Genomic DNA, 22,497 nt, shown 5'->3' with positions numbered 1-22,497 from the left:
CTCAAACTGTTTGCAAGGTCGACGCGACATCGTCGCACACGGCGAGCGGGGTTTCGGACAAGAGTCGGGGTCGGTGGCGATGGGTCGGACGTTCCGGATCAAGGTACGCATGCGCCGCTTCAGGCGACAGCATCCGCGGATCGCCTTCGCGATCCGTTCCTTCATGATCTTCTCGGCGACCTTCGGCGCCGCCTATGGGTTCGTCTCCGGCAGTCGGTCCGAGAATTCCGGCTACGATCCGAATGCATTTGCGATCGGCGCCAGCTTCCTGTTTGCGCTCGCCTGCCTCGGCCTTGCGACGTTGAGCATGCGGCTGCGCTTCGTCAACAAGCGGCTGCGGACGCTCGCCGCCCACAACGAGGCGCTGATCGACCGCAATTGGGAGCTGAAGGAAGCCGAGGAGCGCGCCCGCAGCCTGTTCGAACAGCAGGGCGACCTGATCGTGCTGCGCGACACAAACGGGCGCATCACCTTTGCCAATGACGCCTATTGCGCGCTGGCCGGACAGGCGCGGAGCGCGCTGGTCGGCACGCGCTTCGATTTCGACGTGCTGGAACAGGGCGACAGCGCGCGCGAGAGCAACGGCACACGCATTCACGACCAGAAGATCGCAACGCCGCTCGGCGCGCGCTGGGTCGCCTGGCGCGAGGGCTATGTCCGCCTCGATGCCGGACAGCCCGCCGAATTGCAGAGCGTGGGACGCGATGTCACCGACCGCACCGAGACCGAGCGCGCCTTGTCCGACGCGCGCGACCAGGCTGACGCCGCCAACCGGGCGAAATCGCGCTTCCTCGCGATGGCTTCCCACGAAATCCGCACGCCCCTCAACGGCATCATCGGAATGGGCGGCCTCTTGCTGGACACCACGTTGACGCCGGAACAGGCGACCTATGCCAAGGCGGTGAAAACCTCGGGCGAGGCACTGATGGCACTGATCGAGGAGCTCCTCGATTATTCCAAGATCGAAGCCGGCAAGCTCGATCTCGATCAACGCCCCTTCGCCTTGTCCACGCTGATCGAGGAAATCACCGAGCTTCTGGCCCCGCGCGCGCAGGCCAAGAATCTCGAGATCGCATCCTATATCGACGAGCGCCTGCCGCTCGAGGTCGTGGGTGACGCCGCGCGGCTGCGCCAGGTGTTGCTCAATCTCGCCGGCAACGCCATCAAGTTCACCGCGAACGGCGGCGTCGCGCTGATTGTCGAGCCCGGTATCTGGCCGAACGAGATCAGTTTCCTGGTCCGCGACACCGGCATCGGCATCGCGCCGGAAGCGCAGTCGCGCATCTTCCGCGAATTCGAGCAGGCGGACGCGCGCATCGCGCGCACCTATGGCGGCACCGGACTCGGCCTCGCCATCAGCGAGCGCATCGTCAAGCGCATGGGCGGCCGGATCACGCTCGAGAGCGAGCCGGGCAGGGGCTCGACTTTCGAGGTTGCGGTGTCGCTCGCCCTGTCGCAAGCAGGCAGCGGACAGACCGCATTCCCCAGCCCCGATCTCGCCGGCAAGTCGATCCTCCTCGTTGCCGACGGCATCGAGGCTTCGCTGATCGCGCGGCGCCTGGAACGCTGGGGCGGGCAGACCTGCATGGTTGCGGATGCGGCCGTCGCCGAAGCACTGCTGCCGGAACGCTCGTGGCACGCCATGCTGGTCGATCGTGCGATCGGTCCCGCAACTGCCGACCGTCTCGGCGAAGCGGCGCGAACGCATGCGATGCAGCGTCTGGTGCTGCTGACATCGAGCTCGCGCCACGAGAAAGTGTCGGCGGCCTTCACCGGCTTCCTGGTGAAGCCGCTGCGCGCAGCCTCACTCGCCGCACGCCTCGCACTGACGCCCGAGGTCGCCTCGCCCGACCTCGCGCCGGAGCCACTGGCGGAATCCACCAGCGCAACGCCCGCGAAGGGCTTCTCGATTCTCGTCGCCGAGGACAACGAGATCAACGCACTGCTGATGCGATCGCTCCTCACAAAACTCGGCCATCGCGTGGTTATCGCCGTCCATGGCGAGGCGGCGCTGGAATCCTGGCTCGCCGCATCGTCGGCCGGCACGCCCTATGACCTCGTGCTGATGGACATCCAGATGCCGCAGCTCGACGGCATCGAGACGACAAAACGCATCCGCGCATATGAGGCAGCCACGGGTCGCCAGCGCACGCCGATCCTGGCGCTTACCGCCAATACGCTGGTCGAGGATCGCTACGCCTGCTTCGAGGCAGGCATGAACGGATTCCTGATCAAGCCGCTGGACCGCGATAAGCTGGGCGAGGCGCTGGCGGGGCTGGCCGCGTCCCGGCACCTGACCGTCTGATCCGGATTTCGCAGGAACCTCGGCTCGGCCGGAGCGTCAGTTCGTCGACGCGCTCCCGAAAGCCCGGCACAATGCCTTCATGGTCACCCACAAGACGAATATCGCCTATGCCTTCGGCAAGGACGCCGGCGACGTGCAGGAGGGCGAAGCTTTCGTCTACAAGGGCCAGCGGCTCCGCGCCCCCTTTGGGGGGCCCATAAAGCTGGCCGACTGGAACGCGAAAGCGTCAAATGATCATTGGCCGGGCACGACTGAAAGGCTGGCGAACACGTGAGACCACCGGAAGACCGCTCATTCCTCATCTTGCTCGCCGCGATCTCCATTGCATTCGGTTGGGTGCTTTGGCCGTTCTCTGGCGCATTGTTGTGGGCCACGCTGCTGGCGATCATCTTCGCACCCCTCTATCGACGCGTACTGGAGACCCTCCCGGGAAAGCACAACCTTGTCGCATTTCTCACGGTGGTTGTCGTGGTCGTCATGGTCCTGATCCCAGTGGCGATCATCATCGCTTCGCTGGTCGACCAGGGCGGGGAGCTGTATCGGCGCGTTCAGACCGGGGAATTCAGCTTCGCTCATCCCCTGCAGCAGCTGAAATCCGCGCTGCCTGACTGGGCCGCGTCCATGTCGGATCGCCTGGCCGGCATCGATCTTTCGGCCCTGAAAGAACGCCTGTCGAGTCTGGTCGTCCCGGCCGGCCAACAGCTGGCCGGGCATGCGATCAACATCGGTCAGTTGACGGTGGAGTTCGTCGCAAGCTTGCTCGTGATGTTGTACCTGTTGTTTTTCCTGCTGCGCGACGGTGACGAGCTCAACGCGCGCATTCGCGATGCGCTCCCGCTGCGTGCGAGCCACACCACCGCGATACTGGATGCGTTCACCCTCACGGTTCGCGGAACGATCAAGGGGATCGTTCTCGTTGCCCTGATTCAGGGGGCGCTTGGCGGGCTGATCTTCTGGCTGCTCGGGCTGACTGCGCCGCTGCTGGCGGGCGCCGTCATGGCGCTGCTCTCGCTTCTGCCCGTGCTCGGCTCGGCCTTGGTTTGGGCGCCGGTCGGGGTCTACCTGCTTGTGGCAGGCGCAGTCACGAAGGGAATAATCCTGCTCGCTTTCGGTATCTTCGTGATCGGTCTTGCCGACAATTTTCTCCGCCCCGTCCTGGTTGGCCAGTCGATCCGCATGCCGAGCTATGTCGTGCTGCTTGCCACCTTGGGGGGCCTTGCGACTTTCGGGGCGAACGGTTTCGTCATCGGCCCACTCGTCGCCGCAATGTTTCTGGCGGCGTGGCACATTTTCGTCGGCTCGAAAGCGCGATCGGATCTGGCCGAGCCGGAATGACCAATGATCGGGGTCGGTTCGTCCGCAAGCAGTTCAGAGCGGCATCACTTCATCCCGACTGAGACGATCAACCATGGCGATCATAGCCGCCTGAGCGCCACGCTCTCCACCGTGTGGTCGGCGCCCTTCTTCAGGATCAGCGTCGCGCGGGGGCGGGTGGGTAAAATGTTGTCCTCGAGATTGGCGAGGTTGGTGCGTTCCCAGATCGCGGTGGCGGTGGCGGTGGCTTCCTCGTCGGACAAGAGCGCGTAGCGGTTGAAATAGGATTTTGGATTGGTGAACGCGGTGTCGCGCAGCGCCAGGAAGCGCTTGATGTACCATTGCCGCAGCGCCGCTTCGTCAGCGTCGATATAGACCGAGAAGTCGAAGAAGTCGGAGACCACGGGCACCGCCTTGCCGTCACGCGGCAGCTTGCCGGTTTGCAGCACGTTGACGCCTTCGACGATTAGGATGTCCGGCTGATCGACCTCGGCCCACTGGTTCGGCACGATGTCGTAGGTCAGATGCGAATAGACCGGCGCACGCACGTGGCGGCGGCCGGACTTGATGTCGGAGAGGAAGCTGAGCAGCAGCGGCAGGTCGTAGCTCTCCGGGAAACCCTTCTTCTGCATGATGCCCTGCCGCTCGAGCACCGCATTGGGGTAGAGAAATCCGTCGGTCGTGATCAGTTCGACCTTCGGCCGCGGCGACCAGCGCGCGAGCAGCGCCTGCAGCACGCGGGCCGTGGTGGATTTCCCGACGGCGACCGAACCGGCGACCCCGATGATGTAGGGCACCTTGCGGTCGCGGATGTTGAGGAACTGGCGCTCGGCGTAATACAGGCGCTGCATGGCGTCGACATAGATCGACAACAGACGCGACAGCGGCAGGTAGATGTCCTCGACCTCCTGAAAGTCCAGGCGATCATGCAGCGAGCGCAGCCGGTCGAACTCGCCCGGCTCCAGCGTCATCGGCGTGTCGTCGCGCAGCCGCGACCATTGCTCGCGCGTATAGACGCGATACGGATTATACTGCTGCTCGGGTGCGCGGATATCCATGACGCGACCTCTCCACCTCGGCTAGCTGCCGCTCTTGCGCGACGCCTTTTCTTCCAACCCTGACATCGACGTCCGCTTGTCCAGCGCGGCCTCGACCTCCTCCAGCTTTACGCCGCGGGCCTTGAGCAGCACAAGGAAATGGTAGAGCAGGTCGGCACTCTCGGCGATCAGATGCGCGCGATCGTTTTCGACTGCTGCGATTACGGTTTCGACTGCTTCCTCGCCGAACTTCTTGGCGCAATGTTCGGCGCCCTTGTCCAGGAGCTTGCGGGTATAGGAGGCCTCGCCACCGGAGGCCGCGCGGGCATCGATGGTTTCGACCAGATCATGGATCGTGAAACGCGGCATCGGAATTACTCAGAAACACACCCGGCACAGGAGGCCATTTCTCCTCGGCCTGTGTAGCATTTTTAGGGAGGGGAGTCGTCAGGCATCGAGGCGCATCGGCAGCCCGCGCCGGGCCATGTGCTCCTTGGCTTCGCGGATGGTGAATTCCCCGAAGTGGAAGATCGAGGCGGCCAGCACGGCAGTGGCGTGCCCGTCGCGGATACCGTCGACGAGGTGGTCGAGATTGCCGACACCGCCCGAGGCGATCACGGGGACGGGAACGCTGTCGGCGATCGCCCGGGTCAGCGGGATGTCAAAGCCCTGCCTAGTCCCGTCACGGTCCATCGAGGTGAGCAGGATTTCACCGGCGCCGAGCGAGACCACTTCCTGGGCGTATTCGATGGCATCGATGCCCGTCGAGTTGCGGCCGCCATGGGTAAAGATCTCCCAGCGGTCGCCGCCCGGACGCTTGACGCGCTTGGCATCGATCGCGACCACCACGCACTGCCCGCCGAACTTTTCGGCGGCTTCCTTGACGAACTCGCGCCGTGACACCGCGGCGCTGTTGATCGAGACCTTGTCGGCGCCGGCGCGCAGCAGCGTCTTGATGTCGTTGACCTCACGCACGCCGCCACCGACGGTCACAGGCATGAAGCAGGCTTCCGCGGTGCGCCGGACCACGTCCAGCATGATACCGCGGTTCTCATGGGTCGCGGTGATGTCGAGGAAGGTGAGCTCGTCGGCCCCGGCGGCATCATAGGCGATCGCGGCTTCGACGGGATCGCCGGCATCGCGCAGATCGACGAAGTTGACGCCCTTGACGACCCTTCCGTCCTTGACGTCGAGGCAGGGGATCACGCGCACCTTGAACATCCTGTGTGTCTCCTAGGCGGCGCGCGCGTTGCGGATCAGGGTGAGGGCGGCAGCGGGATCAAGCCGGCCGTCGTAAAGCGCGCGGCCGGCGATGGCGCCGGCGAGCTTGTTGGCGCGCGGCGTCAGCATCGCCTTGACGTCCTCGATCGAGGCGAGGCCGCCGGAGGCGATCACGGGGATCGAGATGGCGTCGGCGAGCGCAATGGTCGCGTCCAGGTTCAGGCCCTTGAGTAGACCGTCGCGCGCGATGTCGGTGAAGATGATGGCGGCAACGCCGGCATCTTCGAACCGCTGCGCGATCTCCAGCACGGTTACCTGCGAAGTCTCCGCCCAGCCTTCGACGGCGACCTTGCCATCGCGCGCATCGAGCCCGACCGCGACGCGGCCGGGGAATTTCTTCGCCGCCGCCTTCACCAATTCGGGATGGCGCACCGCGGCGGTACCGATGATGACGCGGGTGATGCCCTTGTCGAGCCAGGCCTCCACGGTCTTGAGATCGCGAATGCCGCCGCCGAGCTGCACCGGAAGCTTGATCGTCTTCAGCATCGCCTCGACGGCCTGCGCATTCACCGGCTTGCCGGCAAAGGCACCGTCGAGGTCGACGACGTGGAGATATTCAAAGCCCTGCTCGGCAAAGCTCTGCGCCTGCGCGGCGGGATCGAGATTGAACACCGTCGCGCGCGCCATGTCGCCTTGCTCAAGGCGTACGCACTGGCCGTTCTTGAGGTCGATGGCGGGAAAGAGGATCACGGTTTCCATCGCAAGAAGTTCGAGATCAGGGCCAAGCCAAAGCGCTGGCTCTTCTCGGGGTGAAATTGGGTGCCGATCGCAGTGTCCTTCGCGACAATCGCGGTAACAGGCCCGCCGTAATCGGCGCGCGCCAGCACGTCCGCCTCGTTGGCGGGGTTGAGGTGATAGGAGTGCACGAAATAGGCGTGCTGACCTCTAGGGCCGAGCGGCAGCTTGTTCAGCACCGGATGCTCGCGCAGCACCTCGAGCGTATTCCAGCCCATATGCGGGATCTTCAGGCTCTCGTCGCGCGGCGTGATCTTCTCGACGTCGCCGCCGATCCAGTTCAGGCCATCAGTCGTGACATGCTCCTTGCCGCGGCTCGCCATCAACTGCATGCCGACGCAGATGCCAAAGAAGGGCCGCGCCTTGACGCGCACAGCTTCGGTGATCGCTTCCACCATGCCGTTGACGGCGTCAAGTCCGCGCCGGCAATCGGCGAAGGCGCCGACGCCCGGCAGCACCAGACGGTCGGCGCTATAGGCCTGATCCGGATCGCTAGTGACAAAAATCTTTTGCGGATTTTCCAGGCTGCGCGCGGCGCGCTCAAACGCCTTGGCGGCGGAATGCAGATTGCCGGAACCGTAATCGATGATGGCGACGCTCATCTTGACCCTCCCGGTTCTGGAAACAATCCGATAATGCCGCCCGCCGGCAGCGGCGGCGGGTTCGAGAACGGCTGCCCCGGCGTGTTGCGGGTCGGCGGCGGGCCGCCGCGATCGATGGCCCATTGATCGTTGACGATGCCGTTCTGCTTCTGGCTCCAACGCTCGAAGAAGCGGTGTTCGGCAGCATCCTCCTTGTCGGCAATCACGACGTCGAGTTGCCGCCACTTGCCGCGCGACAGGGTCCAGCGGCGCAGGCTCGAGGCCTCAAGGCCCATCAGGAGCGCGACGACGATATTGGCGAGGAAGAGCGAGCTGCGTCCCACGCCCAGGCTGGACAGCCCCGCATTGAACGCAGCAACGAAGATCAGCCAGCCGATCAGCGCCAGCCAAAGCCGATTCCACAGCAGCCAGAGCGGGCCGAAGATCATCGCCCAGAAATGGAAGCCGTCGCGTACGAAGACGAACTGGTCGGTCGCGCGCAGATCGTCTCCGCCAGGGGAAGGAGCATGAACTGTGTAGACAGGCATGGTGATGCCCCGTTCTCTGAATTCAGTGATACCGCAAGCGACGTGTGCCGCCGGAGAGAGACGTCAGCCGCCAAGCGAGCCCTTCGTGGACGGGATTTCGCCCACAGCCTTCGGATCGATCGCGACGGCGGTGCGCAGCGCCCGCGCCAGACCCTTGAAGCAGGACTCGGCAATATGATGGCTGTTATCGCCATATAGGGTCTCGACGTGGAGAGTCACGCCGGCATTGATGGCGAAGGCCTGGAACCACTCGCGCACCAGCTCGGTGTCGAACTCACCGATCTTGTCGCGGGGAAAATCCGCCTTGAACACCAGGAACGGGCGGCCCGAGATGTCGATGACCACGCGCGACAGCGTCTCGTCCATGGGCATGTGCACGCCGGCATAGCGGGTGATGCCCGCCATGTTGCCGAGCGCCTGCTTGACCGCCTGGCCGAGCGCGATGCCGGTGTCTTCGGTGGTATGGTGATAATCAATGTGCAGGTCGCCCACCGCCTTGACCGTGAGGTCGATGCGGGAATGGCGGGCGAGGAGATCGAGCATATGGTCGAAAAAGCCGATGCCGGTCGCGATATTGGCCACGCCGGTGCCATCGAGGTTCACGGTGACCTCGATGTCGGTTTCCTTGGTCTTGCGCTTGATCGTCGCGGTGCGCATTGAAAGCTTTCGCTATGGTTTGGCCGAAAACGGCGGTCTTTTAACAGCCAAATGACGCCTTCGCTACTGCGGGAACGGCTGGCCGGGCCTCTACTTCTGCCTATGGTGAGCGAAATTCGGCCCGGAACGGCCCGTTGTGCCCCCGCCCCCGACCGCCTAAATCAGGCCGAACAACGAGGTACTTCATGCAGGACTCCCAGAACAGCTCGCCGGGCTGGCACGGCACCACGATTTTGACGGTCCGCAAGGGCGGCAAGGTGGTGGTGGGCGGCGACGGCCAGGTCTCGATCGGACAGACCGTGATCAAGTCGAACGCCAAGAAGGTCCGCAAGCTCGGCAAGGGCGACGTCATCGGTGGCTTCGCCGGCGCCACCGCCGACGCCTTCACGCTCTTTGAGCGGCTGGAATCCAAACTGGAGCAATATCCGGGGCAGCTGACCCGGGCCGCGGTCGAGCTGGCCAAGGACTGGCGCACCGACCGGTACCTGCGGCGGCTGGAGGCCATGATGATCGTGGCCGACAAGGACGTCTCCCTGGTCCTGACGGGCACTGGCGACGTGCTCGAGCCCGAGGCCGGGGTGATGGCGATCGGCTCCGGCGGCAATTATGCGCTGGCGGCGGCCCGGGCCCTGCTCGACACCGACAAGGATGCCGAGACCATCGTCCGCCGCTCGCTCGACATTGCCGCCGACATCTGCGTCTACACCAACCGGAATCTGACTATCGAGAGCCTGGCGACGGGATAGAGCTTGTGGCTGGACAGCGGAGCTCCGAACTGGCTGCAACCTCGCCCGCTTGCGGGAGAGGTCGCGCCAAAGGCGCGGGTGAGGGTTGTCTCCTCTGGGGGACTGTCCCATCGTGGAGACACCCTTTCCCCGACCCTCTCCCGCGAGCGGGAGAGGGGGCGAAGCACCGCCGTGACTGCTAGATGACCGCCACCTACACTTTCCGCCCGATCATGGCGGCCGACATGCCGCTGATCCGGCGCTGGCTGGGCGCGCCGCATGTCGCCGAATGGTGGCATGATCCGGAGACGCTTGAATTCGTCGGTGGTGACCTCGAGCATCCGGATTTGGCGCAATTCATCGTCAGCCTTGACGGCCGGTCTTTCGCCTATCTGCAGTGCTACCAGATCGGCGATTGGCATGTCAGCTTCGGCCCGCAGCCCGTGGGCACCCGCGGCCTCGATCAGTTCATCGGCGAGGCCGACATGCTTGGATGCGGCCACGGCTCGGCTTTCATCTGTACATTCATCGACGAGCTCTTTGCCCGCGGCGTGCCACGCATCGTGATCGACCCCAGCCCCGCCAATCCGCGCGCAATTCGTGCCTATGAGAAAGCTGGATTCGTGCCGCAGCACGAGATCGTCACACCCGATGGTCCCGCACTCCTGATGATCCGAGACCCATGACGCTCGCCGCGACCCCCACCGCCAAGACCGCATTTCCCCCGCTCGCCTGGGTCGGCATCGCATTATTGCTGCTGGCGCTGCAAGCCTCGATCCTGCTTGCGATGGGACGCGTGCCGATCTGCACCTGCGGCACCATCAAGCTCTGGCACGGCGTGGTGAACAGCTCGGAGAATTCGCAGCACATCGCCGACTGGTACACCTTCTCGCACGTCCTGCACGGCTTCCTGTTCTACGGACTGACCTGGCTGCTGTTTACGCGCCTGCCCTTGCTGTCGCTGTCGTGGCCGGCGCGGCTGATCATCGCCATGCTGATCGAAGGCGCCTGGGAGATTGTCGAGAATTCGCCATTCATCATCGAACGCTACCGCGCCGGCACGATCTCGCTGGACTATTACGGCGACAGCATTGTCAATTCAGTCTCTGACACATTGTTCATGATGCTGGGGTTCCTCGCCGCACGCGTGCTGCCCGTCACCGCGACCATCCTGCTCGGGCTCGCCTTCGAGATCATGCTGGCGCTTCACATTCGCGACAATCTGACGCTCAATATCCTGATGCTGATCCATCCGATCGAGACCGTGAAGCAATGGCAATCAGGTCCACCCATCATCTGACGGCCGAAAAAGCGGCTTGTCCTACCCCGCATCTGACCCTAGCTAAGGTCCCATGACAGACTTCTCCCCCCGCGAAATCGTTTCCGAACTCGATCGTTTCATCGTCGGCCAGGCCGATGCCAAGCGCGCCGTCTCGATCGCCTTGCGCAACCGCTGGCGGCGGCAGCAGCTCTCCGGCTCCTTGCGAGAGGAGGTGCTGCCGAAGAACATCTTGATGATCGGCCCGACCGGCGTCGGCAAGACGGAGATCGCGCGGCGGCTGGCCAAGCTGGCGAATGCGCCGTTCCTGAAGGTGGAAGCGACCAAGTTCACCGAGGTCGGCTATGTCGGCCGCGACGTCGAGCAGATCGTGCGCGATCTCGTCGAAGTCGCGATCGCCCAGGTGCGCGAGCGCAAGCGCAAGGACGTGCAGGCGCGGGCGCAGCTCGCGGCGGAAGAGCGCGTGCTCGATGCCCTGGTCGGCGCCAATGCCTCGTCCGCGACGCGGGAGTCCTTCCGCAAGAAGCTGCGCGCCGGCGAGCTCAACGACAAGGAAATCGAGATCGAGACGCAGTCGTCCGGCGGCGGCATGCCGATGTTCGAAATCCCGGGCATGCCGGGCGCGCAGATGGGTGCGATCTCGATCGGCGACATCTTCGGCAAGCTCGGCGGCCGCAGCAAGACGCGGCGGCTGACGGTCGAAGGCTCGCACGAGATCCTCGTCAACGAGGAATCCGACAAGCTCCTGGACGCCGAGCAGCTGACGCTGGAGGCGATCAGCGCGGTCGAGAACAACGGCATCGTGTTCCTGGACGAGATCGACAAGATCTGCGCCCGTGACGGCCGCGTCGGCGGCGACGTCTCGCGCGAGGGCGTGCAGCGCGATCTCCTGCCGCTGATCGAGGGCACCTCGGTCTCGACCAAGCACGGTGCGGTGAAGACCGATCACATCCTGTTCATCGCTTCCGGCGCCTTCCACGTCGCGAAGCCATCCGACCTGTTGCCGGAATTGCAGGGCCGCCTGCCGATCCGCGTCGAGTTGCAGGCGCTGACCCGCGACGACATGCGCCGCATCCTGACCGAGCCCGAGGCGTCGCTGATCAAGCAATATGTCGCCTTGATGCAGACCGAGGGCGTGACGCTCGACGTCACCGACAGCGCCATCGATGCGCTCGCCGACGTCGCGGTGGCCGTCAATTCCACCGTCGAGAACATCGGCGCGCGGCGGCTCCAGACCGTGATGGAGCGGGTGCTGGACGAGATCTCCTTCACCGCCCCCGACCGCAATGGCGAGACCGTCCGGGTCGATGCCGACTACGTGCAGAAGCATGTCGGCGATCTCGCCAAGAACGCCGATTTGAGCCGGTTCATTTTGTAATTTTCGGCCAGTCCGCTATCTATTCCGCCGTCGTTCCGGCCTGGTACGCAATTGCGCACGGGGCCGGGACCCATAGCCACAGGCGGTTTTTGTTGGAAATGATAGCGGCCCCGGCCTTGGCGCAAAACAGACAATGGTGGTTATGGGTCCCGGCGTTCGCCGGGACGACAGCAGTGGTTGGCGCGCGCCGAGTGCCACATGCTCGCTAACGTCCAGAAAAACCCCTGGCGCCTTCTGCTCGCGATCAACGCCGCCGTCCTGGTCGGGGTGTTCATCCATAAGATCCAGCTGCCGCCTTACGTCCCCTATATCCACCTCATCGTCGACTACCATTTCGGTTTCATCAAGCGCGCGCTGATTGGGGCAATCGTCGCGCTGTTCACGGACAAGGTGCCGGTATGGCTGGTGTTCGCGCTCGGCGGCGTGACCTGGCTCGCGACGCTGGGGCTCTACGCAAAACTGTTCCGGAAGACGTTCGGCTTCACCGCAACGACGCTGCCGCTGTTCGTCTTCACCGCGGGCTCGCCGTTCTTCCTGAAGAACTTCATGCACACGCTCGGCCATTTCGACATCTATGGCTGCGCGCTGGCGATCATCCTGCTGCTGATGCCGGCAGGCTCGCTGCTGTTCGTGGCAACGGCTGCGCTGTTCTCGATCATCCTCGTGCTGATCCATCACATCCATCTCTTGATGTATGTACCGACGATCATCACCATCGTCGTGATCAGGCATTACCTTGTTTGCGGCTGCAATCGCACCAACGTTGCGTTCGGCCTCGTCGCTTTCGCCGTCGTCTCCGCGTTGTTCTTCGCGGCGCAGTTTTTGGGGACAATGCCGATCCCCGAGGCGGACTTCGTCGCGTACCTCAAGAGCCGGATGGCCGATCCTGCGCGCACCGACCTGCTGCAATTCAGTTACATCTGGTATCAACCGCTGGCGAAGGAAGTTGCCGACACCTGGGGCCGGATGCCGCACAACATCCTCGGCGTGCCGGTCTTCGTATTGTTGATCTGGCTGCACATGCCGTTGTGGCGCTATTTTGCGGGCCTGATCGGCGCGCTCGCAAGCGAGGCGCACCGCCGTCTCGTGATCGCGGCCCTGATTGGCATCAGCTTCGCCTATCTCGTGATGTTCGCGATGGTGTTCGACTATTCGCGCTGGATCTCGAACTGGGCGGTCTGCATGTTCCTGATCCTGCATGCGGTGAAGATGCTGCCGGCAAAGCAGGAGTCGCCGCAAATCCCGGCGGAGGACCGGAAGACGAACACCTTCGGGCTGATCCTCACGCTGATCCCGCGCGTTGGAATCATCCGGCCGTTCTAAAACGACCCAGTCCAACCACGGAGACGGTGCGCTCCCTCTCCCGCTTGCGGGAGAGGGTTGGGGAGAGGGCTTTGTCCGCGATCGAGACCCCCCAAGAGGAGAGAGCCCTCACCCGCCGCGCTCCGCGCGACGACCTCTCCCGCAAGCGGGAGAGGTGAACCACCATCAGAATCTCGCCCGACGAATCCGCACATACAGCGCGCCCTCGCCGCCATGGCCGATATGGGCTTGCTCGAAGCCGACGACGAAGGCGCGGAATTCCGGCAGGCTGAGCCATTCCGGCACCTGGCGGCGCAGCACGCCGCTTTCGCCGCCGCTGCGTCCCTTGCCGGTGATGACAAGCACGAAGGTCAGGCCGTCATGATGGGCACGATGCAGGAAGCCAGTCAGCGCGCGATGGGCGCGCATCTGGGTCATGCCGTGCAGGTCGAGCCGCGCCTCGATCTCGCTGCGCCCACGCGACAGTTTTGCGCGTTCGCGCTTGCCGAGCGGCGCCAAGGGCGGCACGGACGGTTTGGCAACACGCGGCACCGGCGCAGCGGCAATGGGCCGGGGCGTTGGTGCAGGCCTCACCGCCGAGACAGCGGGCGAAGGCTCGCTGCGCGGCGCGGAAGGCGCCTTGGTCACGGCCTTGGCCACGCGATGCTTCCGCAGCGGCTTGACCTGTTTTGCAACCGTGTCCCACAGCGCACGCTCCTCCTCGCTCAGCGCGTGGCGGCGCGGCGAGGGGCGAGACTCCAGCACGGGCGGACGAGACGATCGCTTCATTGCTGGTTGGATGGACGATTGACACGCTTGCGCGGTTCGCGATCGGGCTTGATGTTGGGACGTGGCTCCGGCAGCGGCACCGGGCTCGCCACCGCAACGGCGGCATCCTTGGCTTGTGGCACGGCAGGCGAGGCCGCACCAGCCTTGCTTGATTCGACCGGCTTCGCCGCAGCCGCCGCGTTCGGATCCTTGTTAGAATCCTTGGCGGGATCGGATTGCGGAAACAGCTTTGCGATCATTTCCGAGGGCCGCGGATCCGGCACCGGCAGCCTCGCGCCACGCACGCTGGGATCGAGGCTCTTCGGAACCAGCATCACGAAGTGCATGGGATGGCGCAGCCGCCCGGAGACGCGGCCGGCATCCGCGCCCGCGCCGAAATAGAGATCGGCACGCGCAGGTCCGATGATGGCCGAGCCGGTGTCCTGCGCGATCATCAGCCGGTGGAACGGCGTCTTGGCGCGTTCGGACTCGATCGGCAGCTCGCCTTCGATGAAGAACGGGGTGCCGTAGACGTGCAGCGACTTGTCCACCGCGATCGAGCGGCCGGCCGTCAGCGGAATGCCCTGCGCACCCACCGCCTCGTCCTTGTCGGACAGATTGACCTCGCGGAAGAAGATGTAGGCGCGGTTCGCGCGGCGCAGCTCCTTGGCGCCGTCAGGGTTCTGCGCCATCCACTCCCTGATCTTCTGCATCGACATCTCTTCCTTCGGAATGATGCCGCGCTCGATCAGGATGCGACCGACGGCGGTGTAGGGATAGCCGTTATAGGCGTCATAGTTGAGCCGGAGCGTGCTGCCGTCGTCGAACTTGATCCGGGCCGAGCCCTGGATCTGTGCGAACAGCAGATCGGTCGGATCCTTCAGCCAGGCGATCTCGAGCCCCCGGCCGGCGATCTTGCCATCCTCGATCTCGCCGCGATCGTAGTAAGGCACCAGCTTGCGGCGGCCGATCTTGCGATAGACCGGGCCCTTGTTGGGCAGGCTGACCGAGTCCTGCTTGTAACCGCGCACGAACAGGTTGGAGGGGCGGCGATAGACCGGAACATTGTAGACGTCGGTCTGCGTGCGCGATCCCTCCAGCACCGGTTCGTAATAGCCGGTGACGAAACCATCGGGCTCGCCGAGGCGGGAGATGCGCAGCGGCGCAAAATTCTCCTCGAAGAAGGTTTTGGCCCTGGCGTCGTCGGCGAGCTCGAGCGATTTGGCGACCCGGCAGGGCTCGCTGAGCGACGCGCCCAGTGCTTTTGATTCGGCTTTCGTCTCGGACCCGCCGGTCTGCGCGTTGATCGACCGGCAGCTCGCGCGAAAGGTCTTGTAGGCGGCGAGATGAGCGTCGTCGCTCCAGCCCTTCACATCCGCCCAGGCCAGCGGCGAATATTGCGCGCCGGGAATCTCGAACGGCAGGGGAAGCTGCGGATAAGGCAAGGCCCGCGGCGGGCTGGCGGGTAATGCCGGCAGATGATGGTGGTGGCTGCGATAATGGCGCCGCGCCGCCTCGGCGCCGAGCGAAAACGACGACAGCGCGACGACACCTGCGCAGAGCGCCGTCGCGCTGGTCTTCAGGAAAACCTTAATTCGCGCTTCCGGTGCCAACCAACTTCCAGTTCGGATCGCGAGAGGAGATATCGCGGGCGAAAGTCCAGATGTCGGTGATGTCGGCGACCGTGTCGGCGCTGCCGTCGACGATATTGCCGGCCTTGTCTCGGGTGGCCGAGATCATCTGCGAGACGAAGCGTATGGTGAGCTGGGCAGTGCGGTCGCGCAGCTCGGCACCGACGAGCTCAGCCTTGTCGATCGAGACAAAACGCGTCTCGGTCTTCTGCTCGTTCTTCTCGCGCTCCTTGATCGCGGCGTCGAAGCTCTCATAGACCTCCGACGACAACAGGTCGCGCAGCGCACGGCGGTCACCATTGGCAAAGGCCAGCACGATCATCTCATAGGCGCCGCGGGCACCCGAGATGAAATGGCGCGGGTCGAAGGTGGAATCCTTGTCGACGATGGCGTCGAGACCCTGCGCGAGCGGGGTGCCCGGCTCGGTCAGGCCCTTCCAGCGATCGGCAGGCGGGGTCGGCTCAGCCGCCGGCGCCAGCGGGGCCTGGTCGATCACCTTGCCCGGCATGGTCACGACATTCTTGTCCTGAGCGCCCTGGAGCGCGTTGCGGTCGAACGGCGGCCGCTCGTTGCCGGTGCGCTGCCCCAGCACGCTGCGCAGCCTCAGAAAGATAAAGACCGCCAGCGCCAGGAAGATGATAGTGTAGATGTCCACGTCGTATTCGCTTTCTGGTCTTTGCTTTGAGTCTTCGCGTTGGGGTCGTCGCCGGGAAAATCAATCCGGCCAGTAGACCGTTCCATACGGGAACGGCAAGTCTACATCACCATTTTAGGTCCGCGCGTCTGGTCCGTGGGATGTAGGCACGAAATCTCGCCCGGCCAATGGCGCCTTTTGGCACAGTGCGGAGTGTAGCGCGTTTTATGCTCAAGGGGAAACCCGATCCTGGCCGGAAATCGCGCATCTTCAATCGTTTAAGGCGCGATTTCGCCAAAAGACGGGGTTGAGCGTCACAGTTGCACTCGCGGCCCGAAATGCCCCTCCGGACCGTTCGTCCTTGTGGAATGAGGCGGCCCTATGTTAGCCAACCGCCGCGAAATTCAGCCCTAATCGGGTAAGGAGAGACTATCATGACCAACGGTAACGGCACCCCTCCCGAGGCGGCCCAGGCTCCCCAGCTCAACGTGCTGGCACAATATACCAAGGACCTCTCGTTCGAAAATCCGAACGCGCCGAGCTCGCTCCAGCAGCAGAGCCAGCCGCCCCAGATCAACATCCAGATCAACGTCAGCGCCAATAATCTCAGCGAACAGGAGTTCGAGGTGACGTTGTCGGTCGAGGGCAAGGCCGAGGCCGCGGGCAAGGTGATGTTCTCGTTCGAGCTCGCCTATGCCGGCGTGTTCCGGATCGCCAATGTGCCGCAGGAGAATTTGCATCCGCTGGTCATGATCGAGTGCCCGCGACTGCTGTTCCCGTTCGCCCGCGAGATCATTGCGACGGCCGTGCGGGACGGCGGGTTCCCGCCGTTGATGCTGGACCCGGTCGACTTCGTCGGTCTCTATCGTCAGAACATGGAGCGGCAAATGGCCGCTCAGGGCCAAGCCGGTCAGGCCTAACCGGCCGCCACGGCAGCTGGAGCGGGCAGGTACTCGTTCCAGATTGCCTTGTCGCCGAGCGTCGCGATGAAGGCCCGATGGGCTTCGCGCTCGGCATCGGAAACCCGCGACGCAAGCGGCAGCAGGCGCTGCCGCCGCGGCGCTTCGCCGGTCGCACTGACGCGAATCTCCTCGGTTTCCGACGCCAGCAGCAGTTGCGACTGCCGCGCTCCGACCAGATCGACATAGACCTCGGCCAGAAGCTCGGCGTCGAGCAACGCGCCGTGCTTGGTGCGGTGTGAATTGTCGATCGCATAGCGCGAGCAGAGATCGTCGAGCCGGTTCGACACGCCGGGATGCTTGCGCCGGGCCAGCAGCAGCGTATCGACCAGCCGCTCGCGCGGGATCGCGGCACGCTTGATCCGGTCGAGCTCGGCATTGATGAAGCCGACGTCGAACGAGGCGTTGTGGATCACCAGCGGCGCATCGCCGATGAATTCCAGAAACTCGTCGACGACCTCGTGGAACAGCGGCTTGGTCGCCAGAAATTCGCTCGACAACCCATGCACGGCAAACGCTTCCGCCGGCATATCCCGCTCAGGGTTCATGTAGCGGTGAAAGGTCTGTCCCGTCGGCATGCGGTTGAAGATCTCGACACAGCCGATTTCGACCAGGCGATCGCCGCGGAGCGGATCGAGGCCGGTGGTTTCAGTATCGAGGACGATTTCGCGCATGATCGTAAGAAGCCGTGTGACGCGGCGAATCAGGCTCGCCGCTGCGGCATCTTAACGACCTCGGCCAGGATGTGCTTGATTTGCGCACGCACCGGCTCAAGTCCGTGTGACGTATCCACTACGAAATCGGCGCGCTTGCGCTTCTCGGCGTCGGGCGTCTGCTTGGCGATGATGGCGTCGAGCTTTGCCTCGTCCATCGTGCCACGCGCCAGCACCCGCTCGCGCTGCAGTTCCGGCGAGGTCGAGACCACGACCACGGCATCGACCCGTGTCTCGCCGCCGGTCTCGAACAGGAGCGGAATGTCCAGCACCACGACGGGGGCATTGGCCGCTTCCGCATCGGCAAAGAATTTCTTTCGGGAAGCGCCGAGCATCGGATGGACGATCTGCTCGAGCTGCTTGATCGCAGCGGGATCATGCACGACGCGCGCAGACAGTTTTGTTCGGTCGACCTTGCCGTTCGCGGTGGTGCCGGGAAACGCAGCCTCGATCGCCGGCGCCGCTTCGCCCTCATATAATTGATGAACGGAGGCATCGGCGTCGTAGACGGGAACACCAGCGTCCGCGAACAATTTCGCGGTGGTGGATTTGCCCATCCCGATCGAGCCGGTCAGTCCGAGGATCCGCATCAGCGCCCAGCCATATCTGTCGTTCACACCGCAACTAGCCGCTCGCGGCGCAGGAACGCAAGCAGCGGCAGCAGGGGCAGGCCGAGAATCGTGAAATGATCGCCCTCGATGCGCTCGAACAGATGAATGCCGAGACCCTCGAGCTGATAGGCGCCGACGCTGGTCGTGACCGCATCGCCGGCCGCATCGAGATAGGCTGAAAGCTCAGCCTCGGTCATTTGGCGCATCGTCATGCGCGCCACCGAGACATCTTCGAAAACGATCTGTCCGTTATGCGCCACGGCCATCGCCGAATTCAGCTCATGGCTGTTGCCGGCAAGATCCCGCAGCTGCGCCAGCGCCTGCGCACGGCCGGCTGGCTTGTTGAAGAGTCGGTCGCCCAGGGCCAGCGTCTGATCGGCACCAATCACATAGCTCTCCGGATGATTGGCCGAAACTGCCTTGGCTTTTTCGCGCGCCAGCAGCAGGCCGATCTCGCGCGGGTTCGAAAGCCTGGACGCAGCCTGGATGCCGCGCTCGTCGATATCAGCCGTAATCGTTTTGAATTCGAGCCCGGCATTGGCCAGCAGCATCTTTCGCGCGCTGCTCTGCGAGGCCAGGATCAACGGTGATTTGCCGCGCCACAAAGCCATTGCGAAAACTATTCCGAAGGCCGGTTACGCTGACGATCGCTGTAGAGCTTCATGATCGCCGCGGCGGTTTCCTCGATCGAACGCCGCGTGACGTCGAGCAGCGGCCAATCATGCTTGGCGCTCAGCTTGCGTGCGAACGCAACCTCCTCGGTGACCGACTGCCTATCGGTATAGGTGTCGCTGCCGGACTCGGCGCCCATGGAAAGCAGGCGATTCTGGCGGATCTGGATCAGGCGTTCTGGCGTCGCATGCAGGCTTACCACGAGCGGCCGCGTCAGCGTCTCCAGCTGCGAGGGCACCGGAATGCCCGGCACCAGCGGCACGTTGGCGGTGCGGATGCCGCGATTGGCGAGATAGATCGACGTCGGCGTCTTCGAGGTGCGGGACACACCCACCAGCACCACATCGGCATCGTCGAGGCCTTCGACATGCTGGCCGTCATCGTGAATCATCGTGTAGTTCAGCGCATCGATGCGTTTGAAATATTCCGCGTTGAGGACGTGCTGGGCACCGACGCGTCCCGTGGTCGCAGCGCCGAGATAGGCTTCGAACAGCTGCATCACCGGCCCGATGATCGACAGGCTGGGAACGTTGATCTCTTTGCACTTATCCTCGAGCCTGGCGACCAGATCCTTCTCCAGCAGCGTGAACAGCACGATCCCCGGCGCCTCCTCGATCTCGTCGAGCACGCGATCGAGCTGCTTCTGGCTCCGCACCAGCGGATAGACGTGCTCGACCGGCGTCACGTTGGCGTATTGGGCCGCGACCGCACGCGCCACGGTGATGAGTGTCTCACCGGTGGAGTCGGAGACGAGGTGCAGGTGGAAATAATTGTTCGAGGTCGGCACAAAAACTCTTTGGATGAGGGCGGGGCAGTTTGTGGATTTCTGTGGAGCTTAACGCCTCGGAAAGGGTTGTGCGACACCAGGGGCGGGACAAGTGCCAATTTTCTTCACACCGCTGCCCGTCAGAACAAGTCTGGCGCCCTGCGGACACGGGAACGGGATTGCGCGGACAACCCCCTTGATAAGCTGCCGACAGAAAGGCGCAAGCCTTTGAAGCGGACCGGCTTATCCGGGGTGGCTAGAGCTGTCAGGGATATGTGGATGGATGTGAACAAGCGCGTGTGAACTCGCGGATGGAATTGCGTGAGTCCAATCCACGGTCACAAAGACTCAAACCTTAAGAATCTAAGATTCTAGATTTGAGGAAGGCGCTACGGACGGATATGTGTGCAGGGTAGACCTTAACGAGTTCTTACTATCCCCAGTTCCTTTCGTTGGGCATGGATCGGTCGCAGGAAATGTTCGAGGACGTCTATCTCTGGATCAAGGCGCTGCACGTGATCGCCGTCATCTCCTGGATGGCGGGCATGCTCTATCTGCCGCGGCTGTTCGTCTATCATTGCGAGGCCGAAATCGGCTCGAAGCAGTCCGAAACGTTCAAGATCATGGAACGCCGGCTGCTCAAGGCCATCATCAACCCGGCCATGATCGTCACATGGCTCGCCGGGCTCTATCTCGCCTGGGCCGGCCATTGGTTCTCCTTCGGCTGGCTGCACGTAAAACTGGCACTGGTCCTGGCGCTGTCCGCGGTCCACGGCTTTTTTTCCCGCTGGATGAAGGATTTCGCCGCCGACCGGCGTCCGCGGAGCCAGAAATTCTTTCGGATTATCAACGAGGTGCCGACCGTCCTGATGATTTTCATCGTCATCATGGTGATCGTGAAGCCGTTCTAGGCAAGGCGCGCGACGATTAGCTCAGCGCTTCGGCTTGCGGAGCAGGAAGCGATTTTCTATATTATCGATATCCCACCCAACGCAGGCGGATGTGGTTTTGTCTGAGCTTTCCAGAGGCCGGACACCGCATCAGGTTTGAAGCCTCACCGGCACTCTCCTTGCCAGACCTGCGGACCTTACCTTCTCACGTCCGCATTTCAGAGCCTCCTCGCACCCCTTCCAAGGTTACCCCACAGGACCACCCCAATGCGGGAAATTAAACTCCAGGACCTCAAGTCGAAAACCCCGGCCGAGCTGGTCTCGTTCGCGGAAGAGAACGGGGTCGAGAATGCCAGCACCATGCGCAAGCAGGAGCTGCTGTTCGCCATCCTCAAGCAGCTCTCGCTCGCTGAGACCGATATCGTTGGCGAAGGCGTCGTCGAGGTGCTCTCCGACGGTTTCGGCTTCCTCCGCTCGCCCGATGCGAATTATCTGCCGGGCCCGGACGACATCTACGTTTCGCCCTCGCAGATCCGCCGTTTCGGCCTCCGCACCGGCGACACCATCGAAGGCCACATCCGCAGCCCGAAGGAGGGCGAGCGCTATTTCGCGCTGCTGAAGGTCAACACGCTCAATTTCGAGGACCCGGAAAAGGCCAAGCACAAGGTCAATTTCGACAACCTCACGCCGCTGTTTCCGAATCAGCGCTTCCGCATGGAGATCGACGATCCGACGCGGAAAGACCTCTCTGCACGCGTGATCGACATCGTCGCGCCGATCGGCAAGGGCCAGCGCGCCTTGATCGTCGCGCCGCCGCGCACCGGTAAAACCGTGCTGATGCAGAACATCGCGCATTCGATCACGCATAATCATCCCGAATGCTATTTGATCGTGCTGCTGATCGACGAGCGTCCGGAGGAAGTCACGGACATGCAGCGCTCGGTGAAGGGCGAGGTCGTGTCCTCGACCTTCGACGAGCCGGCGGTGCGCCACGTTCAGGTCGCCGAGATGGTGATCGAGAAGGCCAAGCGCCTGGTCGAGCATGGCCGCGACGTCGTGATCCTGCTCGATTCGATCACCCGCCTTGGCCGCGCCTACAACACCGTGGTGCCGTCATCCGGCAAGGTGCTGACCGGCGGTGTCGATGCCAACGCGCTGCAGCGCCCGAAGCGCTTCTTTGGTGCCGCCCGCAACATCGAGGAGGGCGGCTCACTGACCATTATCGCGACCGCGCTGGTCGATACCGGCAGCCGCATGGACGAAGTTATCTTCGAAGAGTTCAAGGGCACCGGTAACTCCGAACTGATCCTGGACCGCAAGGTCTCGGACAAGCGCACCTTCCCGGCGATCGACATCTCGCGCTCCGGCACCCGCAAGGAGGAGCTCATCACCGATCCGCAGGTGCTCAAGAAGATGTACGTGCTCCGCCGCATCCTCAACCCGATGGGCACCATGGACGCGATCGACTTCCTGCTCGACAAGCTGCGCTCGACCAAGAGCAATTCGGAGTTTTTCGACTCCATGAACACCTGATTGCGGTGCAGCAAAGACTTAGAGGGCGCCTTCGGGCGCCCTTTTTGTTTGTGCGGCTTTACTGCCGCTAGAGTGCAGCATGGCGGGCGGCTTCGATGCTCATACAAATTTTCTCGGAAGTTATTGATATATTTGAAGTATACTTGTTTTTTTTGCTGAATGGGCCTCAGCCAGGACC

25 protein-coding genes are annotated in these 22,497 nt (G+C 63.4%); 11 read left to right on the top strand and 14 right to left on the bottom strand.

What is annotated here, in order from left to right:
* The first annotated feature begins 79 nt into the window (after positions 1 to 79).
* The 3 genes from NLM27_RS33885 (at position 80) to NLM27_RS33875 (ending at position 3,640) form a co-directional block, all read left to right on the top strand.
* Positions 80 to 2,305: an ATP-binding protein gene (locus tag NLM27_RS33885; protein ID WP_254147406.1), complete on the top strand. Its 2,226-nt coding sequence runs from the start codon at positions 80 to 82 to the stop codon at positions 2,303 to 2,305.
* Between the two features lie 79 nt (positions 2,306 to 2,384).
* On the top strand, positions 2,385 to 2,579 hold the full coding sequence (locus NLM27_RS33880) for a hypothetical protein (protein WP_254147405.1): 195 nt from the start codon (positions 2,385 to 2,387) through the stop codon (positions 2,577 to 2,579).
* Positions 2,580 to 2,608: 29 nt separating this feature from the next.
* Positions 2,609 to 3,640 (top strand): AI-2E family transporter, encoded by a 1,032-nt coding sequence (locus tag NLM27_RS33875; RefSeq protein WP_256570053.1) that lies wholly within the window; start codon positions 2,609 to 2,611, stop codon positions 3,638 to 3,640.
* 80 nt (positions 3,641 to 3,720) lie between these two features.
* Here the strand turns inward: NLM27_RS33875 and coaA are convergent, their stop codons facing one another.
* From coaA to hisB, 7 genes are all read right to left on the bottom strand, one after another.
* Positions 3,721 to 4,677, bottom strand: coding sequence for a type I pantothenate kinase (gene coaA, locus NLM27_RS33870; RefSeq protein ID WP_254147403.1), 957 nt, complete (start codon positions 4,675 to 4,677; stop codon positions 3,721 to 3,723).
* Between the two features lie 21 nt (positions 4,678 to 4,698).
* Entirely contained in the window at positions 4,699 to 5,025 is a 327-nt protein-coding gene (locus NLM27_RS33865) for a phosphoribosyl-ATP diphosphatase (protein ID WP_254147402.1), read from the bottom strand.
* 78 nt (positions 5,026 to 5,103) lie between these two features.
* Positions 5,104 to 5,877: an imidazole glycerol phosphate synthase subunit HisF gene (gene hisF / locus NLM27_RS33860; RefSeq protein WP_254147401.1), complete on the bottom strand. Its 774-nt coding sequence runs from the start codon at positions 5,875 to 5,877 to the stop codon at positions 5,104 to 5,106.
* Positions 5,878 to 5,889: 12 nt separating this feature from the next.
* Positions 5,890 to 6,627, bottom strand: coding sequence for a 1-(5-phosphoribosyl)-5-[(5-phosphoribosylamino)methylideneamino]imidazole-4-carboxamide isomerase (gene hisA, locus NLM27_RS33855; RefSeq protein WP_254147400.1), 738 nt, complete (start codon positions 6,625 to 6,627; stop codon positions 5,890 to 5,892).
* On the bottom strand, positions 6,624 to 7,274 hold the full coding sequence (gene hisH, locus NLM27_RS33850) for an imidazole glycerol phosphate synthase subunit HisH (RefSeq protein ID WP_254147399.1): 651 nt from the start codon (positions 7,272 to 7,274) through the stop codon (positions 6,624 to 6,626). Before hisH ends, hisA begins: the two co-directional genes overlap by 4 nt.
* A complete protein-coding gene (locus NLM27_RS33845) occupies positions 7,271 to 7,801 on the bottom strand; it encodes a DUF2628 domain-containing protein (protein ID WP_254147398.1) in 531 nt (176 codons plus the stop codon). Before NLM27_RS33845 ends, hisH begins: the two co-directional genes overlap by 4 nt.
* 63 nt (positions 7,802 to 7,864) lie before the next feature.
* Positions 7,865 to 8,458 (bottom strand): imidazoleglycerol-phosphate dehydratase HisB, encoded by a 594-nt coding sequence (hisB, locus tag NLM27_RS33840; protein ID WP_254147397.1) that lies wholly within the window; start codon positions 8,456 to 8,458, stop codon positions 7,865 to 7,867.
* Positions 8,459 to 8,643: 185 nt separating this feature from the next.
* Between hisB and hslV the strand changes: the two genes are divergently transcribed.
* The 5 genes from hslV to NLM27_RS33815 all read left to right on the top strand — a co-directional run bounded on the left by hslV (position 8,644) and on the right by NLM27_RS33815 (position 13,163).
* Complete coding sequence (gene hslV, locus NLM27_RS33835) at positions 8,644 to 9,204, top strand: ATP-dependent protease subunit HslV (protein WP_225172049.1); 561 nt, start codon at positions 8,644 to 8,646, stop codon at positions 9,202 to 9,204.
* A gap of 182 nt (positions 9,205 to 9,386) precedes the next feature.
* Complete coding sequence (locus tag NLM27_RS33830; protein WP_254147396.1) at positions 9,387 to 9,869, top strand: GNAT family N-acetyltransferase; 483 nt, start codon at positions 9,387 to 9,389, stop codon at positions 9,867 to 9,869.
* On the top strand, positions 9,866 to 10,483 hold the full coding sequence (locus NLM27_RS33825; protein WP_254147395.1) for a DUF2585 domain-containing protein: 618 nt from the start codon (positions 9,866 to 9,868) through the stop codon (positions 10,481 to 10,483). Before NLM27_RS33830 ends, NLM27_RS33825 begins: the two co-directional genes overlap by 4 nt.
* 52 nt (positions 10,484 to 10,535) lie before the next feature.
* A complete protein-coding gene (gene hslU, locus NLM27_RS33820) occupies positions 10,536 to 11,840 on the top strand; it encodes an ATP-dependent protease ATPase subunit HslU (RefSeq protein ID WP_254147394.1) in 1,305 nt (434 codons plus the stop codon).
* A 198-nt stretch (positions 11,841 to 12,038) separates the two neighbouring features.
* Positions 12,039 to 13,163 carry a hypothetical protein gene (locus NLM27_RS33815; protein WP_254147393.1) on the top strand — a complete coding sequence of 375 codons (1,125 nt, stop codon included), beginning with the start codon at positions 12,039 to 12,041 and terminating at the stop codon, positions 13,161 to 13,163.
* Between the two features lie 165 nt (positions 13,164 to 13,328).
* On the opposite strand, the gene NLM27_RS33810 is transcribed toward NLM27_RS33815, so the two are convergent.
* The 3 genes from NLM27_RS33810 to NLM27_RS33800 are packed head-to-tail and all read right to left on the bottom strand — an operon-like array spanning position 13,329 to position 16,196.
* The gene (locus NLM27_RS33810) at positions 13,329 to 13,931 is read right to left on the bottom strand and encodes a Smr/MutS family protein (RefSeq protein WP_254147392.1); all 603 of its coding nucleotides are present in this window, start codon (positions 13,929 to 13,931) and stop codon (positions 13,329 to 13,331) included.
* A complete protein-coding gene (locus NLM27_RS33805; RefSeq protein ID WP_254147391.1) occupies positions 13,928 to 15,523 on the bottom strand; it encodes a murein transglycosylase A in 1,596 nt (531 codons plus the stop codon). Before NLM27_RS33805 ends, NLM27_RS33810 begins: the two co-directional genes overlap by 4 nt.
* Positions 15,501 to 16,196 carry a Tim44/TimA family putative adaptor protein gene (locus NLM27_RS33800; RefSeq protein WP_254147390.1) on the bottom strand — a complete coding sequence of 232 codons (696 nt, stop codon included), beginning with the start codon at positions 16,194 to 16,196 and terminating at the stop codon, positions 15,501 to 15,503. Before NLM27_RS33800 ends, NLM27_RS33805 begins: the two co-directional genes overlap by 23 nt.
* Before the next feature lie 413 nt (positions 16,197 to 16,609).
* On the opposite strand from NLM27_RS33800, the gene secB reads away from it, so the two are divergent.
* Positions 16,610 to 17,095 (top strand): protein-export chaperone SecB, encoded by a 486-nt coding sequence (gene secB, locus NLM27_RS33795; protein WP_008539662.1) that lies wholly within the window; start codon positions 16,610 to 16,612, stop codon positions 17,093 to 17,095.
* Here secB and dnaQ read toward each other — a convergent pair.
* The 4 genes from dnaQ to NLM27_RS33775 are packed head-to-tail and all read right to left on the bottom strand — an operon-like array spanning position 17,092 to position 19,917.
* Complete coding sequence (gene dnaQ, locus NLM27_RS33790; protein WP_309144807.1) at positions 17,092 to 17,811, bottom strand: DNA polymerase III subunit epsilon; 720 nt, start codon at positions 17,809 to 17,811, stop codon at positions 17,092 to 17,094. The two genes, secB and dnaQ, sit on opposite strands and share 4 nt — an antisense overlap.
* Positions 17,812 to 17,837: 26 nt before the next feature.
* Positions 17,838 to 18,437: a dephospho-CoA kinase gene (gene coaE, locus NLM27_RS33785; protein ID WP_254149000.1), complete on the bottom strand. Its 600-nt coding sequence runs from the start codon at positions 18,435 to 18,437 to the stop codon at positions 17,838 to 17,840.
* 23 nt (positions 18,438 to 18,460) lie between these two features.
* Positions 18,461 to 19,069: a nucleoside triphosphate pyrophosphatase gene (locus NLM27_RS33780; protein WP_254147388.1), complete on the bottom strand. Its 609-nt coding sequence runs from the start codon at positions 19,067 to 19,069 to the stop codon at positions 18,461 to 18,463.
* Positions 19,070 to 19,077: 8 nt separating this feature from the next.
* Positions 19,078 to 19,917, bottom strand: a complete 840-nt coding sequence (locus NLM27_RS33775; protein WP_254147387.1) for a pyruvate, water dikinase regulatory protein — start codon at positions 19,915 to 19,917, stop codon at positions 19,078 to 19,080.
* 455 nt (positions 19,918 to 20,372) lie between these two features.
* On the opposite strand from NLM27_RS33775, the gene hemJ reads away from it, so the two are divergent.
* Positions 20,373 to 20,807 carry a protoporphyrinogen oxidase HemJ gene (gene hemJ, locus NLM27_RS33770; protein WP_254147386.1) on the top strand — a complete coding sequence of 145 codons (435 nt, stop codon included), beginning with the start codon at positions 20,373 to 20,375 and terminating at the stop codon, positions 20,805 to 20,807.
* Between the two features lie 246 nt (positions 20,808 to 21,053).
* Positions 21,054 to 22,319 (top strand): transcription termination factor Rho, encoded by a 1,266-nt coding sequence (rho, locus tag NLM27_RS33765; protein WP_011083462.1) that lies wholly within the window; start codon positions 21,054 to 21,056, stop codon positions 22,317 to 22,319.
* Positions 22,320 to 22,497 lie beyond the last annotated feature (178 nt).

It is taken from the genome of Bradyrhizobium sp. CCGB12 (assembly GCF_024199845.1).
Classification (GTDB): domain Bacteria; phylum Pseudomonadota; class Alphaproteobacteria; order Rhizobiales; family Xanthobacteraceae; genus Bradyrhizobium.
This window is presented reverse-complemented; position numbering and strand designations above follow the sequence as displayed.

Coding starts and splice junctions, on each gene's coding strand:
- coaE (WP_254149000.1), bottom strand. CDS start 18,437: ATGCGGATCCTCGGACTGACCGGCTCGATCGGGATGGGCAAATCCACC.
- NLM27_RS33810 (WP_254147392.1), bottom strand. CDS start 13,931: ATGAAGCGATCGTCTCGTCCGCCCGTGCTGGAGTCTCGCCCCTCGCCG.
- NLM27_RS33885 (WP_254147406.1), top strand. CDS start 80: ATGGGTCGGACGTTCCGGATCAAGGTACGCATGCGCCGCTTCAGGCGA.
- hisB (WP_254147397.1), bottom strand. CDS start 8,458: ATGCGCACCGCGACGATCAAGCGCAAGACCAAGGAAACCGACATCGAG.
- NLM27_RS33830 (WP_254147396.1), top strand. CDS start 9,387: ATGACCGCCACCTACACTTTCCGCCCGATCATGGCGGCCGACATGCCG.
- NLM27_RS33865 (WP_254147402.1), bottom strand. CDS start 5,025: ATGCCGCGTTTCACGATCCATGATCTGGTCGAAACCATCGATGCCCGC.
- NLM27_RS33825 (WP_254147395.1), top strand. CDS start 9,866: ATGACGCTCGCCGCGACCCCCACCGCCAAGACCGCATTTCCCCCGCTC.
- NLM27_RS33845 (WP_254147398.1), bottom strand. CDS start 7,801: ATGCCTGTCTACACAGTTCATGCTCCTTCCCCTGGCGGAGACGATCTG.
- secB (WP_008539662.1), top strand. CDS start 16,610: ATGACCAACGGTAACGGCACCCCTCCCGAGGCGGCCCAGGCTCCCCAG.
- NLM27_RS33780 (WP_254147388.1), bottom strand. CDS start 19,069: ATGGCTTTGTGGCGCGGCAAATCACCGTTGATCCTGGCCTCGCAGAGC.
- rho (WP_011083462.1), top strand. CDS start 21,054: ATGCGGGAAATTAAACTCCAGGACCTCAAGTCGAAAACCCCGGCCGAG.
- hisH (WP_254147399.1), bottom strand. CDS start 7,274: ATGAGCGTCGCCATCATCGATTACGGTTCCGGCAATCTGCATTCCGCC.
- hslU (WP_254147394.1), top strand. CDS start 10,536: ATGACAGACTTCTCCCCCCGCGAAATCGTTTCCGAACTCGATCGTTTC.
- hslV (WP_225172049.1), top strand. CDS start 8,644: ATGCAGGACTCCCAGAACAGCTCGCCGGGCTGGCACGGCACCACGATT.
- hisF (WP_254147401.1), bottom strand. CDS start 5,877: ATGTTCAAGGTGCGCGTGATCCCCTGCCTCGACGTCAAGGACGGAAGG.
- NLM27_RS33815 (WP_254147393.1), top strand. CDS start 12,039: ATGCTCGCTAACGTCCAGAAAAACCCCTGGCGCCTTCTGCTCGCGATC.
- hemJ (WP_254147386.1), top strand. CDS start 20,373: ATGTTCGAGGACGTCTATCTCTGGATCAAGGCGCTGCACGTGATCGCC.
- NLM27_RS33880 (WP_254147405.1), top strand. CDS start 2,385: ATGGTCACCCACAAGACGAATATCGCCTATGCCTTCGGCAAGGACGCC.
- coaA (WP_254147403.1), bottom strand. CDS start 4,677: ATGGATATCCGCGCACCCGAGCAGCAGTATAATCCGTATCGCGTCTAT.